Origin of the sequence: Porphyrobacter sp. SLTP, assembly GCF_009905735.1 — a bacterium.
Classification (GTDB): Bacteria; Pseudomonadota; Alphaproteobacteria; order Sphingomonadales; family Sphingomonadaceae; genus Erythrobacter.
Genome location: NZ_JAAALE010000008.1, coordinates 32,751 through 45,936 on the forward strand (window position 1 = coordinate 32,751; position 13,186 = coordinate 45,936).

Here is a 13,186-nt window from a genome sequence, read left to right on the forward strand (position 1 = left end):
ATGCGCGCCAGCCTAGCGCCGGTCGCGCAGCCGTTCCAGTTCAGCGCGCGCTTCCAGGGCAACATCCTGCGCGCGGATCCAGTCGGGCGAGCCATAGGGCAGGCTCGCCTCGGCGGCCTGCGCGTTCATCAAAGCCTGCGGGTAGAGCCGGTTCATCACCTGCTGCTCCGCGCTCGCCAGCCGTGCGCGCGGAATATCGCCGCGCGCTTCATAGACCACGCCCAGCTGATACCATGCGAAGGGATTGTAGCGATCCTTCTGCACCGAAGCGCGCAGCACCTGTTCAGCCTCGGGGAAATTGGCCTTGTTCTCGGTCGCGATCAGGGCGTGGCCGAGCATTCCGGCAATCAGCGGATGGGCGCGGGTCAGCTCGGTCGCGCGGCGCAGCGGCACCAGCGCTTCGACCGGTCGGCCGGATTCGAGCAGCACTTGCCCCTTCAACTCAAGAAACCACGGATTGTCGGGTTCTGCCGCCAGCAGCGCGTCAGCCTCAGCCAGCGCCATGTCGACCCGCGCTTCCTTGTGATAGGCATAGGCGCGGGCATAGCGCGCCGGGATGCTGGTGTCGCGCGGGGGATAGGCGTTGAACGTGCGCTGCGGTTCGGCAAGGTAGCCGAAGAGCTTGGCCTTGGCCCGCACGAAGCGTTCTTGCAGCGCCAGATCGGGCGGCGCATCCCACGCCGGGTCCTTTTCCAGCAACCCGCGCAGCACTTGGATACGGTCACCCGACAGCGGGTGCGTGCGGGCATAGGCGGCTTCGTCCGCCTGACTGTAGCCCGCGCGGATTTCATTGCCGCGCAGCCGCTCGAAGAACTTGATCATCCCCTTGCCGGTGATGCCTGCGCCCGAGAGATAACGCGCGCCGGCGAGATCGGTCGAGGCTTCCTGATCGCGGTTGAAGGAGAGAAAGCTCCCCATCGCAGCCTGTTGTCCGGCGGCAATGATACCCATTGCGCCTTCGCCCGCCCCGGCCAGCGCCGCGCCGACGCCGAGCAGCAGCGACAGGATTGAGATATTGGTTGCCCGCTTGGTGCGCTCGTCGAAACGGACCACGTGGCCAGCCGTGATGTGCCCCAGCTCGTGCGCGAGCACGCCTTGCACTTCGTTGGCGGTTTCGGCCTCGTTGATCAGGCCCGAATGGACATAGATCGCCTGCCCGCCCGCCACGAAAGCGTTGATCGAACCGTCATTGATCAGCACCAGCTCGACATTACCGGGTTCAAGCTCGCTCGCCTCGACCAGCGGGGCGACCATGTCCTTGAGCAGTTCCTCGGTCTCGGCATCGCGCAGGATCGACTGCGCAGCGACCGGCTGGACTGCAAGAATCGCGCTCGCCAGCAGCGCAAGCAGGACGGCAAGGGGTTGGGGGCGACGCATTACGCCGACCCTACTGCGTTTCCGCCTGAACTCAAACTGAAGCGCGCGGCCTCACCCGAACAGCTTGCGTGCCGCGCGTTCGATCTGGGCGAGGTCTTCGGGCACTTCGGCGAGGATTTCCGCGCAGCCGATTTCATCGCGGCGGATCAGCACCAGCGCGAATTCCGGCCCGGCCCCGTCGAGATGTTCGAGCGAGATCGCATCCAGCGCGCGCAACTGTTGCGCGAGCGCCTCGCGCACGGCGGCGGCATCTTCGACCGGCTTGCCCTGCTCTTCGCGGCGCAAGCGGCGCTCGGCCTTGACCACGGCTTTCACCCCGCCTTCGACTTCGGCGAGGAAGCGCGACAGGCTCCCGCGTTCCAGCTTCAGGCGGTGGGCGTGGGTCAGCACGGCGGCGTATTCGGTGAGGCGCGTCTTGTCGTAGTCGTGCCCGAACACGAGCTTGACCACCGGGGTCATCGGCGCGCGGTCCTGCACGGTGAGGCCGCTTTCCGCGATCAGTTCGGCATAGTCATCGGGCGCGGCCTGCGCGGCGAGGCTGAAGTCATAGGCGCGGCTGACCGCGGCATAGAGCGCGTTGCGGCTGCGATCTTCGGTGCTGTCAGCGGCACGCGCAAGTTCGCGCGCGGCGGCAAGGCAATCATAGAGCCCGGCATCATCGGGCAGATCGTCGACAAAATCGTCGGCGAAATCATCGTCTTCGGCCACCGGATCGGCGATGGGCGCGACCGGTGTGAAGACCGGCACAGCTTCGATTGCGGGCTCGGGTTCCAGTTCACTCACGGGCTCCAGGCCGAAGTGTGTGGTGCCGTAATCGGGCTCCGGCACGTCCTCGTCTTCCGGCAGCGGCTCAAGGCCGGTCAGGTCGATCGCCTTCTTGGTCGGCGCTTCGATGTAATCGGCCAAGGAGGCGAAATTGTATCCGGCAAGCTCGCCCTCGCCTTCGTCCTCGTCATATTCCTCGTCGTCATCGCCGAGGCCGAACTGGCTGAAATCGGGCATCCGCAGACCTTCGTCGGCGCCGACGGCGTCATCCGCGCTTTCATGCGCAGGCGAATCGGCCCAGTCGGTCACCGGGTCGGCGGGGCGAAGGACTGGCTCTGCGGCGAGCTCAAGCTCGGAACCCAGTTCGAGCGCCTGATCGATTTCCAGCAGCAGCTCATCCGCGGTCAACTGGTCGGCCATTTCCTTCCAGTTGATCACGCCATAGATGAAGTCGATCGTGGAATCGTCGCTGGAATAGGGCAGCAGGATCCCGCGATAGAGGATCGCGACGCCGGCGTGGTTGACGAACTCGGCCTCGAACCCGATCGGCGCCTGATTGGCGAGAATCTGCATGTAATGATCGGTGATGCGGCTCAGCAACGAGCGCGGCGGCACATCCGATAGCCGGGTGATGACGCCGGTGGCGCCGCATTCCTGCCCGAGCTTCGCGCCGAGGAAGCAGACCGCCGGATTGTCGATACCGCTCGAGAAGTCGAGCAGCACCGAATGCGGCCCGAAATCGGGAAGGGCGGCCGGATCGAGGTCTTCGATATTGGGGAACATGCGCTCGCCCAGCAGGCTGGCCCAGTGGTTGTAGGCGCGCACCTGCATCCGGCGCTCGTCCTGGCCGATCGCATGCGGCGGCAGGTCGCGGCGCTGGGACGACTCGGGGCCGTCGTCGTCGGATGCATCCCAGCCCCGATCCGCAATCGCGTCGGGATCGAAGGTGCCGCGCAGAGTGTCCATGGCTGTAATCCGCCCCTTGGTGAACCTAGTCACGCAGGGTTGTGGCGCGGCGTGGTAAACATCCCGTTAAACGAAGGTGGGATGTTTTGATCTTGCAGAGAATCCTTTCAGCCGTAAGTGGATAAGACTACAGGAAATACCGCATCTTGATGGTCACGCGGCTGGTGCCCGCACCTAGCGCGAACACAGCGTCCGTAAACTTGGGCGGTGCCATGCGGACCGGTGCATCGCGCGAGAAGCCATAGCCTTCCTTGGGCATCATCCCCATCGCCCGGTCGGCCTTGCCGTTATTGTTCTCGTCATGCAGCAGCGCGATGGCATATTGGCCGGGCTTGACCCCGGTGAAGCGGATTTCAACCTTGCCATTGGCGGGCACCACGGTGCGATGCGCGGCGGGATCCTTGATGCATTTGGGGAAGATATCCGCGCGCGTCGTCATGCAGGCGCGCACCACGCCTTTGGCGGAGCGGATGTCGGTGACGGTGATGACCACCTCGCCGGTCTGGGCCGGAGCCGCCGCCAGCGCAGCGCCAAAGCTCGCGCCAAGCCCCAGCAGCACCAGCGCGCCCGCTTTCACGGCGTGATGGCCTGCGCGCTGTGCCCGGCCTCGGTCACGATCCGCCGCGACAGGCCCTTGTCGGTCCCGCACAGCCTGTCCCACACGCGGAAATATAGCCCGAAGTTGCATCTGTATTCCTCGTGATGACGCTCGTGATGGCTGGCGGTTATCAGCCAGTTCCCCAACGGCGAGTGAACGAGCCAGCGCGGGAACATCTCCCAGCCCATGTGATTGGTGACGCCCATCACCGTCGCCACGGTCAGCACGAGGCCGAGCATGGCGATGTGGATCGGCACGACAAACACCAGCACCGGCACCACGATCGCGCCGGTCACCGCCTCGATCGGGTGAAAGCTCATCGCGGTCCACGCCGTCGGCGGGCGGCTGTCATGGTGGACGGCATGGGCGAGGCGGAACCACCTGGGCCGGTGCATCCAGCGGTGGCTCCAGTAGAAGCAGGTGTCCTGCACGAAGAGGTAGATGAGCACCGAAAGCGGGTGATACCATAAGGGCAGGCTCGTCCAGTCGGCGGTCATCTGGGTCCAGCCATGATGGCGCCAGCCCCACAGCACGATCCCTGCCGGCGCGCCGTAAATCGCCGCAGACAGCAGCGACCAGCGCACCTCGCGTAGGATCTGCGCGCGCTTGCCCTCATACAATCCGGGCCGCATTTTCGCCGTCGCATAGGCGAACAGCCCGCTGGTCAGCAGATAGCGCAGCGCCACGATCAGCGTGACGGCGAGACTGACAATCAGCAGCGCAATCGGAACGGGCGTGTCAGCGGGGAGCATCCCCGCTGATATGCCGCAAATCCGAACGGCGCGACAGGGTTAAGTCAGGGGGCCACCCTCATCCGTGCGAATCGAGCGCCGTCGCCAGCGGGTCGAGCAGCGCCATGTGCCGCCGCATGGCGACCCGTGCGAGGTGTTCGACCTGCGTCTTGCGCCGCGCAGCCGCCAGCGGTTCAAGCGCGGCGGGTCGCAGGATTTCGGCGTCATAGCCATCGGCGACGATCACCCCGCAAGTGCCGGGCCGATAGGCCTCGCTCTCCAGCGGCGTACGGTCAAGCCCCGGCGGCAGGCCCCAGAAAAACCGGTCGCAGTAATCGAGATAATCGGGCCACTTGGCATCGCCGAGCAAGTCTGCGCGGGCGACCTTGATTTCGACGATCACGACCAGTCCCTTGGCATCAATCCCCATGAGATCGGCGCGGCGACCGTTCCTCAGCGGCACTTCGGCCAGGCACCAGATATCGTTGCGCGCGAACAAGCGCCCGATCCCGCGCGCAACATCGCCAGCGGCGAGCGCCAGCGGTGCGGCCAGCGGCATGGGCGAATCAGGGGAGGAAATCGGCCCGCCGGTCATGAGCGAGAGTTGGAACGAAAGCGGAACGCAGTCAAGCCGCGTTCGAACGCTGTCAGGCAAGCACCTTTAGTCGGGTCGCGGGTTCTCGAGCACGCTCACCATCGCGGCGCGGGCGGCATGAAACTCGCGCCACAGCACCAGCGCCGGCGCCGCCGGGTCCTGCCCGCGTCGCGCCAGTGTGCCGAGCGCGGCCAGCCCGCTGTCGAGCATCGCAGCGCAATCGGCGACAGTCTGCGCGACCAGCGCCCGCTGCCATGGCGCAGCGCGGGCAAGCACGGCGCCAAGCTCGCCGCCGATCTCCACCGGCTCAGGCGCCAGCCGGGCGAGCAGCGCCAGTCCGGCCGCCTGCCCGTGGAGCGCCACCAGCGCCTCGGCCAGCGCCTCGGGCGCGGCACCATCCGCAGGCAGGTTCGCGGCCTGCGGGGGAATCGTCTCGGGCGGAAGCGTGGCCATAAACGGAGCCTAGGCGGGCGTCCTTGCCGATTGGTTAAGCCCGATCCCGGCGATTGCGCGCCGATCCGCCCCCCGCGCCCCCGGAACAATTGTGTGGCATCGCGCCCCACCTCTTGCTAAGCGCCGCGCCGCGCGCAAGAATAGCGCGCACCGCATGGCACCATGCACCCGTAGCTCAGCTGGATAGAGTGCTGCCCTCCGAAGGCAGAGGTCACAGGTTCGAATCCTGTCGGGTGCGCCACCTCCGAACCACCACCTATCGGATCAGCAAGCGGCGCTGCCCGCTGCCGCTTCCTATTTTGCCGCGGCTGGTTTGAGGTAGCGTTCGAACCATTCCACCGTGCGCTTGAGCGAATCGAGCTGGTTTTCGCGCTTCCTGAAGCCGTGGCCTTCGGCGGGGTAGAACACGGTTTCGACCGTGTTGCCCTTGGCCTTCAGGATATCGTCCACCTCCTGCGCCTGCCCGCGCGGCACGCGGATGTCGTTGTCGCCCTGGATCGTCAGCAGCGGAGCCTTGGCATTGGCGAGGTAGGTGAGGGGCGAGGCGCGGTCGTAGCCTTCGGGATTTTCCTCGGGCGTGCCCATCAGGCTGCGCAAATAGGCTTTGAGCACCTCGTCCATGTCGCGGTACATCGTGCGCCAGTTGATGATGCCGAACCACTGGACGCCCGCCGCAAATTCATCGGGCGCCTTGCCGATCGCCATCAGCGTCATGAACCCGCCATAGGAGCCGCCGAAGATGCCGACGCGCTTGGGATCGACATAGCCGCTTTGGACCAGGAAGTGCTTGGCCGCGATCACGTCCTTGAGATCGCCGCCGCCCATGTCATCATAATTGGCCGCCTGAAACGCCTTGCCGTAGCCGGTCGAGCCGCGAAAATTCGGCGCGATGATGATGAACCCGCGACTGGCAAGCGCGGCGGCGATATCGTCGAAATAGTCGTCGGTCTTACCCGTCGGCCCGCCGTGGGGGATGACGATAGCCGGGTTGCTGCCATCACGCTTGAGGTTCGCCGGCATCGTCACCAATGCGCTGATGCGGGTGCCGTCGAAGCTCGTGTAGGTCACCATCTGTGAGCCCGCCAGCGCTTCAGGCCGCAGGCTGGCGAGGGCCAGTTGCGTAATCGGCGTCACAGTGTCGCTGGCAAGGTCATAGCGGTTCAGCTCGCCCGCGACATTGGCGGCCATGTTCACCACCAGCAGCGACTTTCCATCGGGTGAGCGCGGATCGTTGCCGGTCGTGTAATTGATGCCGGTGGGCAGTTTCAGCGCCGTCTCCGCGCCGGTCGCGAGATCGAACCGGACCAAGGTGCTGCGCAAATCGTCAGAGCTTTCGACCAGCAGGGCCTTGCCGTCGCGCGTGAAGCGCAGCGCCGACTGGTCCCAGACGATCGGCTTCAACCACCGCCACTTGCGGGTCTTGAGGTTGTACAGCCCGGCGCGCGGGCGGCCGATCTCGACATCGGTGGTGACGGCGAGCCATTCGCCATCGGCGCTCACGTCCATCACCCGGAAGATCGTTCCGTCCTGCCCGAGCACCTTGGTCGCCTTGCCACTGGCCACATCGACACGCCAGATTTCGGTCGTGGTCGCATCGATCTTTTCGCGATTGGCGAAGATCGTCTGGCCGCCATCCGCCCACAACCGGGGTGACCACTCGAAATCGGGATCGCCCTCGGCCGTGAGGACGCGCACCGTGCCATCCGGGCTCAACACCGCGAGATTGGACTGCGCTTCGGTCTTCTTCTTGACCGACAGGGCAATCCGCCCCTCCGCGCCGCCCGGGACCATCGCCCGCTCGCTGAGGTCCGGGGTGGCGGTGACCCGCTCAACCGCGCCGCCGCTGGTGGGGACGCGGTAGAGATCGTAATACTCATCCCCGCCGTTATCCTGCGTGAAATAGAGCCACTTGCCATCGCGCGAGGCAGCTAGGCCGCCCTGGGAGTCATCCGACTGCGTCATCTGCAACGGCCAGCCGCCATCGGCATCGACCCGCCAGATGTTGTAGCGCCCAGTGAGATTGGTCGAGAGAAACACGTGTTCACCGTCCGCGCTCCACGTGACCCCGCCGACGCTGCGCGAATTGCCAATGTCCTCAAGCGGCACTGCGCGCGCCTCGGGGTTTACGGGGGATTCGATGGCCTTGGGATCAGTGACCGGCCGTTCAGGCGTGGCAATCTGCGCCGCCAGCGGAGAGGCCGATAACAACATGACTGTGACGATAATCGAACGCATCGTAATTCCCCCACTGGCGGTCTGCGCGGATCACCCGCCGTCAGACTCGCATACATGCACGCGCGTGCATTCCCCGGGGCCAGCATACCAAAAGGACGCAGCGGCGCCAGTGCCGAGAGATCAGGCGCGCGGCGCGGAGGGCCCTTGATCCGGCAGCGCGATCAGCTCCTCAAGGAACAGCGCGATCAGGGCTGACTGGGAATCGACTCCGGCCTTGGCATAGACACGGGTGAGCTGCGCGCGCACGGTGCCTGCCGCTGAACCGCGCAAGGCTGCAATCTCGGTGATATCGCAGCCTTTCAGAGCGAACAGAGCCACGTCAGCCTCGGCCGCGGTAAGCTGCCATTCTGCGAAGCGCAGAGCGATCAGTTCGGACATCGCGCCTTGCGCCGCGGCAACCGCGGTCTCGTCACGCCGGGCAGCAGCGATCAGGCTGCGCACCTGCAGGCTTCCCAGCACCACGGCGACCAGCAAGGCGATAGCGGCCATGCCTTCGATGGCCAGATGCAGGCCGATCCCGTCTGCCAGCACATCGCCGACCAGATCGGCCAGAAAGAACGCGCAGGCCAAGGCTTGCAAGGCCACCAGGATGCTGATCCCGGTGGCCTTGCGTTCAATGCTGCGCGCTTTTGCGTTCATGTCACGTGCCTATCGCCCGAACGGCGCCATCGCCACCAGAACCTGCTTGCCGCTCCGCCGGGTCTCGAAGATCACCCCGGCAAGGTGCAGCAAAATCAGCAGGTAGAGCAGATTGGCGGCGGTTTCATGGATTTCGCCGAGCAGGCCTTCTTCGCCTTCCTCTTCGCTGTCCCCCTCTTCGCTGGCCTCTTCATGGCTCTCCCCTGAGACCACGGCACTGCGATGCTCTGCTTCCCGCTCCGCGCCGTCCCACGGGGGTGGTCCGGCCATCGTGATCCCGGTGGCGATGATCGTCAGCAGGCAGACCCAGATGGCATAGACCATCAGCGCGCCCAGCGGATTGTGCGAGGCGTGCGGGGTGACGGTGCCAGCCCGGATGTCGCGCAGATGGGCGAACGCTTTGCGCGGGCTCGGCCAGAAGGCGGCGAAGCGGGCCTCGGCCGGGCCGACCAGCCCCCACAACAGACGCAGTGCGAGGATTGCGGCAAGTCCGTAGCCGACCCAGATGTGCGGGCCGGAGCCTTCTTCGGTGAGCAGAGCATTGGCGAGCACCGCCAGGGCGATCGACCAGTGGGTGATCCGGACAATCGGATCCCAGCGGCGGCGGGCGGGTGTTGTTGTAGCGGTCATGGCGCATCCTTTGCGAAGGGTGCCAGCGACTGCTCGGGACATTGGGGACAAAGCCAGCCGCTGACCCGCGTCATGTGAGGCGGCAGATGCGGCCGCGCGATTGGCGATCTGCTTATCCGGGCCCGCCTAAGCCGCTGCTTATGGTCAGCGCCTCAGACACTGACCCCGAACAGGCGTCCCACCAGCGCCGTGGTCGCCATCGCGAATGCCCCCCAGCCCACCACCCGGAGCGTTGCGGGGACAAGCGGTGCGGCACCGGCTTTGGCTCCGAGCGCGCCGAGGATGGCCAGCGCAAGGATCGATACCGCCACTACGGTGAAGGTGATCGCGTCGGCCGGTGCAAGCCACGCCGCCGCCAAGGGCACGGCCGCCGCCGCGCTGAAGGTCAGCCCTGATGCCAGTGCTGCCTGCAACGGGCGCGCCGAAAGCTGATCCGACAGGCCGAGTTCGTCGCGCACATGCGCGGCCAGGGGATCGAGCGTGGTGAGCTCGCGCGCCACGGCAGCAGCCGTCTGTTCGCTGAGGCCGCGCGCGCGGTAGATCGCGGCAAGCTCTGCCTCTTCGTCGGCTGGCGTGGCGGCGAGCGCCTCGGCCTCGCGGCGGATGTCGGCCTGTTCGGAATCGGCCTGGCTGGAGACCGAGATATATTCGCCCGCCGCCATCGACATGGCGCCGGCCATCAGCGCCGCCACCCCGGCGACCATGATCGCACCCGGTTCAGGCGTCGCCGCCGCCACGCCGATGATCAGCGACGAGACCGAAATGATTCCGTCATTGGCTCCGAGCACGGATGCGCGCAGCCAGCCTGTGCGGTGAACATAGTGCGGATCGTCAGGGTGGGCGCTGGCGGTTGTCATCATTGTCTGGCTCCACCGGGTTTGCTCCCCGGCTCTTGGGCGTGAGTGTCCGCCTATCGGAGCCGGATTGCAACTGCGGGAGCCTGTTCAGGCAGAAGGAAGGAGCCAGCCGCCCCTTCCTTCTTGCGCCCATCAGAACGAAGCCGTTACCGCAGCCACAACAGTGGAGCCAGCGATCGCGCCGACGCCGTCCTGGCCGCGCGAGAAACTGGGCTGGAGGTAAGCGCTCTCCGCCCGCGAGATATCCGTATCGACATAGGCGATCGAGAAGGTCAGCCCTTCCAGCGGCGTGATGTCCGCGCCGAGCGACCAGTCGAAATAGGTGCCGGTCGGCGCGACGCTGGTGGCATTGGGGCCAAGGCCGGGATTGCCGTCCGAATAGCCGAGATGGGCCTTGAGGCTGACCGGCGTACCGCCAAGCGCATAGACCGCGTCGGCGGAGAGATAGAGGTTATCCTCCTTGTCGCCCGGATCATCCGGCAGTCCGGCCAAAGCCGCTGCGCCGGTGAAAAAGACGTTGCCCAGCGCCTCTTGCTGGGGTGCATAGGCCACGCCTGCGGTCAGCGCGAGCGGGCCGACGGTGCCGGACAGCTTGGCATAGAGTTCGGCAAAGTCGGTCTCGTCCGCGCCGCCCGGATACATGTACCAGACCAGGCCGGTATCGAGCGTCCCCGCACCCACCGGCACCTTCACCCCGGCATAGAGATCAAGCTCCATATTGGCCCCGCCGAACGTGCCCCAACCGGCAAGGTTTGAACCCCAGGCGCCAACATAGACACCGCTTGTGTGCGTGGCGGTGATGCCGCCTTGCACCGCCAACTCGCCATCTGTCTGAGAGACGCCGCGAAAGCGGTAATCGGTGGTGAGGCCGGCGCTGCCCGAGACGGTGATGGTATCAGCCGCTTCGCCCGGCTCTTCCTCGGTTTGCTGCGCATGGGCGGGAACAGCGGCGATGGTTGCCAGCAAAGCGATGGGGAGAAAACGCATGGAAATTGTTCCTTCTGGCGGCGCAGCCGAAAGGGCTGCCCGGAGCCCGCGCAGTTCCCCTGCCTTGCCGTTAAATCGCCATGCGGAATGCGGCTGGAGAGCATGAAAGCCGCATGAAACCGGCCACTTGGCGACAGACGCCGCGCACCGCTTTCACGCGGATTTAATGTCAGCGCCCCCGAACCCCCTGCGACTTTTCATGGGCGCCGCGCGCATTGGGACGGCTCCTATCTGAGGAGCCTTTGATGACCTTCGATCTCCTGCTGGCCGCGCTCGTCGCGCTCGGCCTGTTTGCCTATCTGGTGTTCGTGCTGCTCAAGCCGGAGCGGTTCTGATGGCAAGCGCCGGGATGTTCGACCGCGCGCTGGTGGGACCCGCCATCCGCGACGCCTTCACCAAGCTCGATCCGCGCACGCTGGCGCGCAATCCGGTGATGTTCGCCACCGCAGTGACCGCAGCGGCAGCGACACTGGTGCTGTTCTACAACCTGTCGATGGGCACGGGCGATCCGCGCTTCGAAGGCCAGCTGGTGTTCTGGCTATGGCTGACAGTGCTGTTCGGCAATTTCGCCGAAGCGCTGGCTGAGGGGCGCGGCAAGGCGCAGGCGGCGAGCCTGAGAGCGACCAAGGATCAGCTGGTCGCCTACCGCATCGGCCGCGATGGCGCGGCAGAACAGATCCCCGCCACCCAGCTCCAGCGCGGCGACGTGGTGTTGGTGGTCGCAGGCCAGCAGATCCCTGCCGATGGCGAGGTCGTCGCCGGGGTCGCCTCGGTCAACGAGGCCGCGATCACCGGCGAAAGCGCGCCCGTGATCCGCGAGGCAGGCGGGGATCGCTCGGCGGTGACGGCGGGGACAACCGTGATTTCCGATCAGCTCCAGATCAAGGTGACGGCGGAACCCGGCAGCGGCTTTCTCGACCGCATGATTGCGCTGGTCGAAGGCGCGAGCCGCCAGAAAACCCCCAACGAGATCGCGCTGACGATCCTGCTCACCGGGCTGACGCTGGTGTTCCTGATCGCGGTCGGCACGCTGCCTGCGTTTGCCGCCTATGCCGGGGGCAGCATCGCCGTACCCGTGCTGATCGCGCTGTTCGTGGCGCTGATCCCGACCACGATTTCGGGGCTACTCTCGGCGATCGGGATTGCAGGCATGGACCGGTTGATCCGCTTCAACGTGCTCGCGAAATCCGGCCGCGCGGTCGAGGCAGCGGGGGACATCGGCACGCTGCTGCTCGACAAGACCGGCACCATCACCATCGGTGACCGGCAGGCGAGCGAGTTCGTGGCGCTGACCGGCGTGGCCGAGGCTGACCTGATTTCCGCCGCCCGCCTGGCCAGCCTCGCCGACGAGACGCCCGAGGGCCGCTCCATCGTGGTTCTTGCGGGCCAGGGCGAACCCTTAGCGCCTGATGCGGAAGTGGTGGGCTTTACCGCCCAGACCCGGGTCAGCGGCATCGACCAGCAGGGTCGCAGCATCCGCAAGGGTGCGGTCGATGCCGTTCTCAAGCTCGGGGAGTTCCCGGAGAGCGCGGTGATTGAATTGCGCCGCATCACCGACAAGATCGCGCAAGCCGGTGGCACCCCGTTGGCCGTGACCGAAAACGGGCGGCTGCTCGGCGCAGTCCACCTCAAGGACATCGTCAAGGCGGGCATCCGCGAACGCTTCGTCGAACTGCGCCGCATGGGCATCCGCACCGTGATGATCACCGGCGACAACCCCTTGACTGCCGCCGCTATCGCCGCCGAGGCAGGGGTCGACGATTTTCTCGCCGAAGCCACGCCCGAGGACAAGCTCGCCTACATCCGCAAGGAACAGGCCGAGGGCAAGCTGGTCGCCATGTGCGGCGATGGCACCAATGATGCCCCCGCGCTCGCTCAGTCAGACGTGGGCGTCGCCATGAACACCGGCACCCAGGCCGCGCGCGAGGCGGGTAACATGGTCGATCTCGACAGCGATCCGACCAAGCTCATCGAGGTCGTCGGCATCGGCAAGCAATTGCTGATGACCCGCGGCGCGCTCACCACCTTCTCGATCGCCAATGATGTCGCCAAGTATTTCGCGATCCTGCCCGCGATCTTCGTGGTGCTCTATCCGGGGCTGGGCGCGCTCAATGTGATGGGACTGGCCAGTCCTTCGAGCGCGATCCTGTCCGCGATCATCTTCAACGCGCTGATCATCCCGCTGCTGGTGCCGCTGGCGCTCAAAGGGGTGGCCTACCGCCCCATGCCCGCTGCCAGCCAACTGCTGCGCAACCTCGCGATCTATGGCGGCGGCGGCGTGATCGCCCCCTTCGTCGGCATCAAGCTGATCGACCTCGCGGTCGCCGGCCTCGGCCTCGCCTGAGCCGCAAAG

Annotated in this window: 13 protein-coding genes and 1 tRNA gene; 3 read left to right on the forward strand and 11 right to left on the reverse strand. The window is 66.0% G+C overall.

From position 1 onward, the window contains the following. Nucleotides 1–12: 12 nt before the first annotated feature. The 6 genes from GVM20_RS08450 to GVM20_RS08475 all read right to left on the reverse strand — a co-directional run bounded on the left by GVM20_RS08450 (nucleotide 13) and on the right by GVM20_RS08475 (nucleotide 5,485). A complete protein-coding gene (locus GVM20_RS08450; protein ID WP_166546772.1) occupies nucleotides 13–1,377 on the reverse strand; it encodes a M48 family metalloprotease in 1,365 nt (454 codons plus the stop codon). 51 nt (nucleotides 1,378–1,428) lie between these two features. Then, entirely contained in the window at nucleotides 1,429–3,108 is a 1,680-nt protein-coding gene (locus GVM20_RS08455; protein WP_166546773.1) for a PAS domain-containing protein, read from the reverse strand. A 127-nt stretch (nucleotides 3,109–3,235) separates the two neighbouring features. Then, nucleotides 3,236–3,685 carry a DUF2141 domain-containing protein gene (locus GVM20_RS08460; protein WP_353653127.1) on the reverse strand — a complete coding sequence of 150 codons (450 nt, stop codon included), beginning with the start codon at nucleotides 3,683–3,685 and terminating at the stop codon, nucleotides 3,236–3,238. Beyond that, complete coding sequence (locus GVM20_RS08465) at nucleotides 3,682–4,458, reverse strand: sterol desaturase family protein (protein ID WP_166546775.1); 777 nt, start codon at nucleotides 4,456–4,458, stop codon at nucleotides 3,682–3,684. Before GVM20_RS08465 ends, GVM20_RS08460 begins: the two co-directional genes overlap by 4 nt. 58 nt (nucleotides 4,459–4,516) lie before the next feature. Beyond that, entirely contained in the window at nucleotides 4,517–5,032 is a 516-nt protein-coding gene (locus GVM20_RS08470; protein WP_502706190.1) for an MmcB family DNA repair protein, read from the reverse strand. A 66-nt stretch (nucleotides 5,033–5,098) separates the two neighbouring features. Next, nucleotides 5,099–5,485, reverse strand: coding sequence for a hypothetical protein (locus tag GVM20_RS08475; protein WP_166546776.1), 387 nt, complete (start codon nucleotides 5,483–5,485; stop codon nucleotides 5,099–5,101). A gap of 164 nt (nucleotides 5,486–5,649) precedes the next feature. Here GVM20_RS08475 and GVM20_RS08480 point away from each other — a divergent pair. Continuing rightward, nucleotides 5,650–5,726, forward strand: a tRNA-Arg gene (locus GVM20_RS08480). A 53-nt stretch (nucleotides 5,727–5,779) separates the two neighbouring features. Here the strand turns inward: GVM20_RS08480 and GVM20_RS08485 are convergent. From GVM20_RS08485 to GVM20_RS08505, 5 genes are all read right to left on the reverse strand, one after another. Then, the gene (locus GVM20_RS08485; RefSeq protein WP_166546777.1) at nucleotides 5,780–7,720 is read right to left on the reverse strand and encodes a S9 family peptidase; all 1,941 of its coding nucleotides are present in this window, start codon (nucleotides 7,718–7,720) and stop codon (nucleotides 5,780–5,782) included. Between the two features lie 120 nt (nucleotides 7,721–7,840). Next, nucleotides 7,841–8,359 (reverse strand): helix-turn-helix transcriptional regulator, encoded by a 519-nt coding sequence (locus GVM20_RS08490; RefSeq protein WP_166546778.1) that lies wholly within the window; start codon nucleotides 8,357–8,359, stop codon nucleotides 7,841–7,843. Nucleotides 8,360–8,368: 9 nt separating this feature from the next. Next, complete coding sequence (locus GVM20_RS08495) at nucleotides 8,369–8,989, reverse strand: cytochrome b/b6 domain-containing protein (protein ID WP_166546779.1); 621 nt, start codon at nucleotides 8,987–8,989, stop codon at nucleotides 8,369–8,371. Nucleotides 8,990–9,141: 152 nt separating this feature from the next. After that, nucleotides 9,142–9,846 (reverse strand): VIT1/CCC1 transporter family protein, encoded by a 705-nt coding sequence (locus tag GVM20_RS08500; protein WP_166546891.1) that lies wholly within the window; start codon nucleotides 9,844–9,846, stop codon nucleotides 9,142–9,144. Between the two features lie 132 nt (nucleotides 9,847–9,978). Beyond that, entirely contained in the window at nucleotides 9,979–10,833 is an 855-nt protein-coding gene (locus tag GVM20_RS08505) for a TorF family putative porin (protein ID WP_166546780.1), read from the reverse strand. 245 nt (nucleotides 10,834–11,078) lie between these two features. Here GVM20_RS08505 and kdpF point away from each other — a divergent pair, with 245 nt between their 5' ends. Then, a complete protein-coding gene (kdpF, locus tag GVM20_RS08510) occupies nucleotides 11,079–11,168 on the forward strand; it encodes a K(+)-transporting ATPase subunit F (protein ID WP_166546781.1) in 90 nt (29 codons plus the stop codon). A gap of 14 nt (nucleotides 11,169–11,182) precedes the next feature. Further along, nucleotides 11,183–13,177, forward strand: coding sequence for a potassium-transporting ATPase subunit KdpB (gene kdpB / locus GVM20_RS08515; protein WP_166546892.1), 1,995 nt, complete (start codon nucleotides 11,183–11,185; stop codon nucleotides 13,175–13,177). Nucleotides 13,178–13,186: the final 9 nt, after the last annotated feature.

Coding starts and splice junctions, on each gene's coding strand:
- GVM20_RS08450 (WP_166546772.1), bottom strand. CDS start 1,377: ATGCGTCGCCCCCAACCCCTTGCCGTCCTGCTTGCGCTGCTGGCGAGC.
- GVM20_RS08455 (WP_166546773.1), bottom strand. CDS start 3,108: ATGGACACTCTGCGCGGCACCTTCGATCCCGACGCGATTGCGGATCGG.
- GVM20_RS08465 (WP_166546775.1), bottom strand. CDS start 4,458: ATGCTCCCCGCTGACACGCCCGTTCCGATTGCGCTGCTGATTGTCAGT.
- GVM20_RS08470 (WP_502706190.1), bottom strand. CDS start 5,032: ATGACCGGCGGGCCGATTTCCTCCCCTGATTCGCCCATGCCGCTGGCC.
- GVM20_RS08475 (WP_166546776.1), bottom strand. CDS start 5,485: ATGGCCACGCTTCCGCCCGAGACGATTCCCCCGCAGGCCGCGAACCTG.
- GVM20_RS08485 (WP_166546777.1), bottom strand. CDS start 7,720: ATGCGTTCGATTATCGTCACAGTCATGTTGTTATCGGCCTCTCCGCTG.
- GVM20_RS08490 (WP_166546778.1), bottom strand. CDS start 8,359: ATGAACGCAAAAGCGCGCAGCATTGAACGCAAGGCCACCGGGATCAGC.
- GVM20_RS08495 (WP_166546779.1), bottom strand. CDS start 8,989: ATGACCGCTACAACAACACCCGCCCGCCGCCGCTGGGATCCGATTGTC.
- GVM20_RS08500 (WP_166546891.1), bottom strand. CDS start 9,846: ATGACAACCGCCAGCGCCCACCCTGACGATCCGCACTATGTTCACCGC.
- GVM20_RS08505 (WP_166546780.1), bottom strand. CDS start 10,833: ATGCGTTTTCTCCCCATCGCTTTGCTGGCAACCATCGCCGCTGTTCCC.
- kdpF (WP_166546781.1), top strand. CDS start 11,079: ATGACCTTCGATCTCCTGCTGGCCGCGCTCGTCGCGCTCGGCCTGTTT.
- kdpB (WP_166546892.1), top strand. CDS start 11,183: ATGTTCGACCGCGCGCTGGTGGGACCCGCCATCCGCGACGCCTTCACC.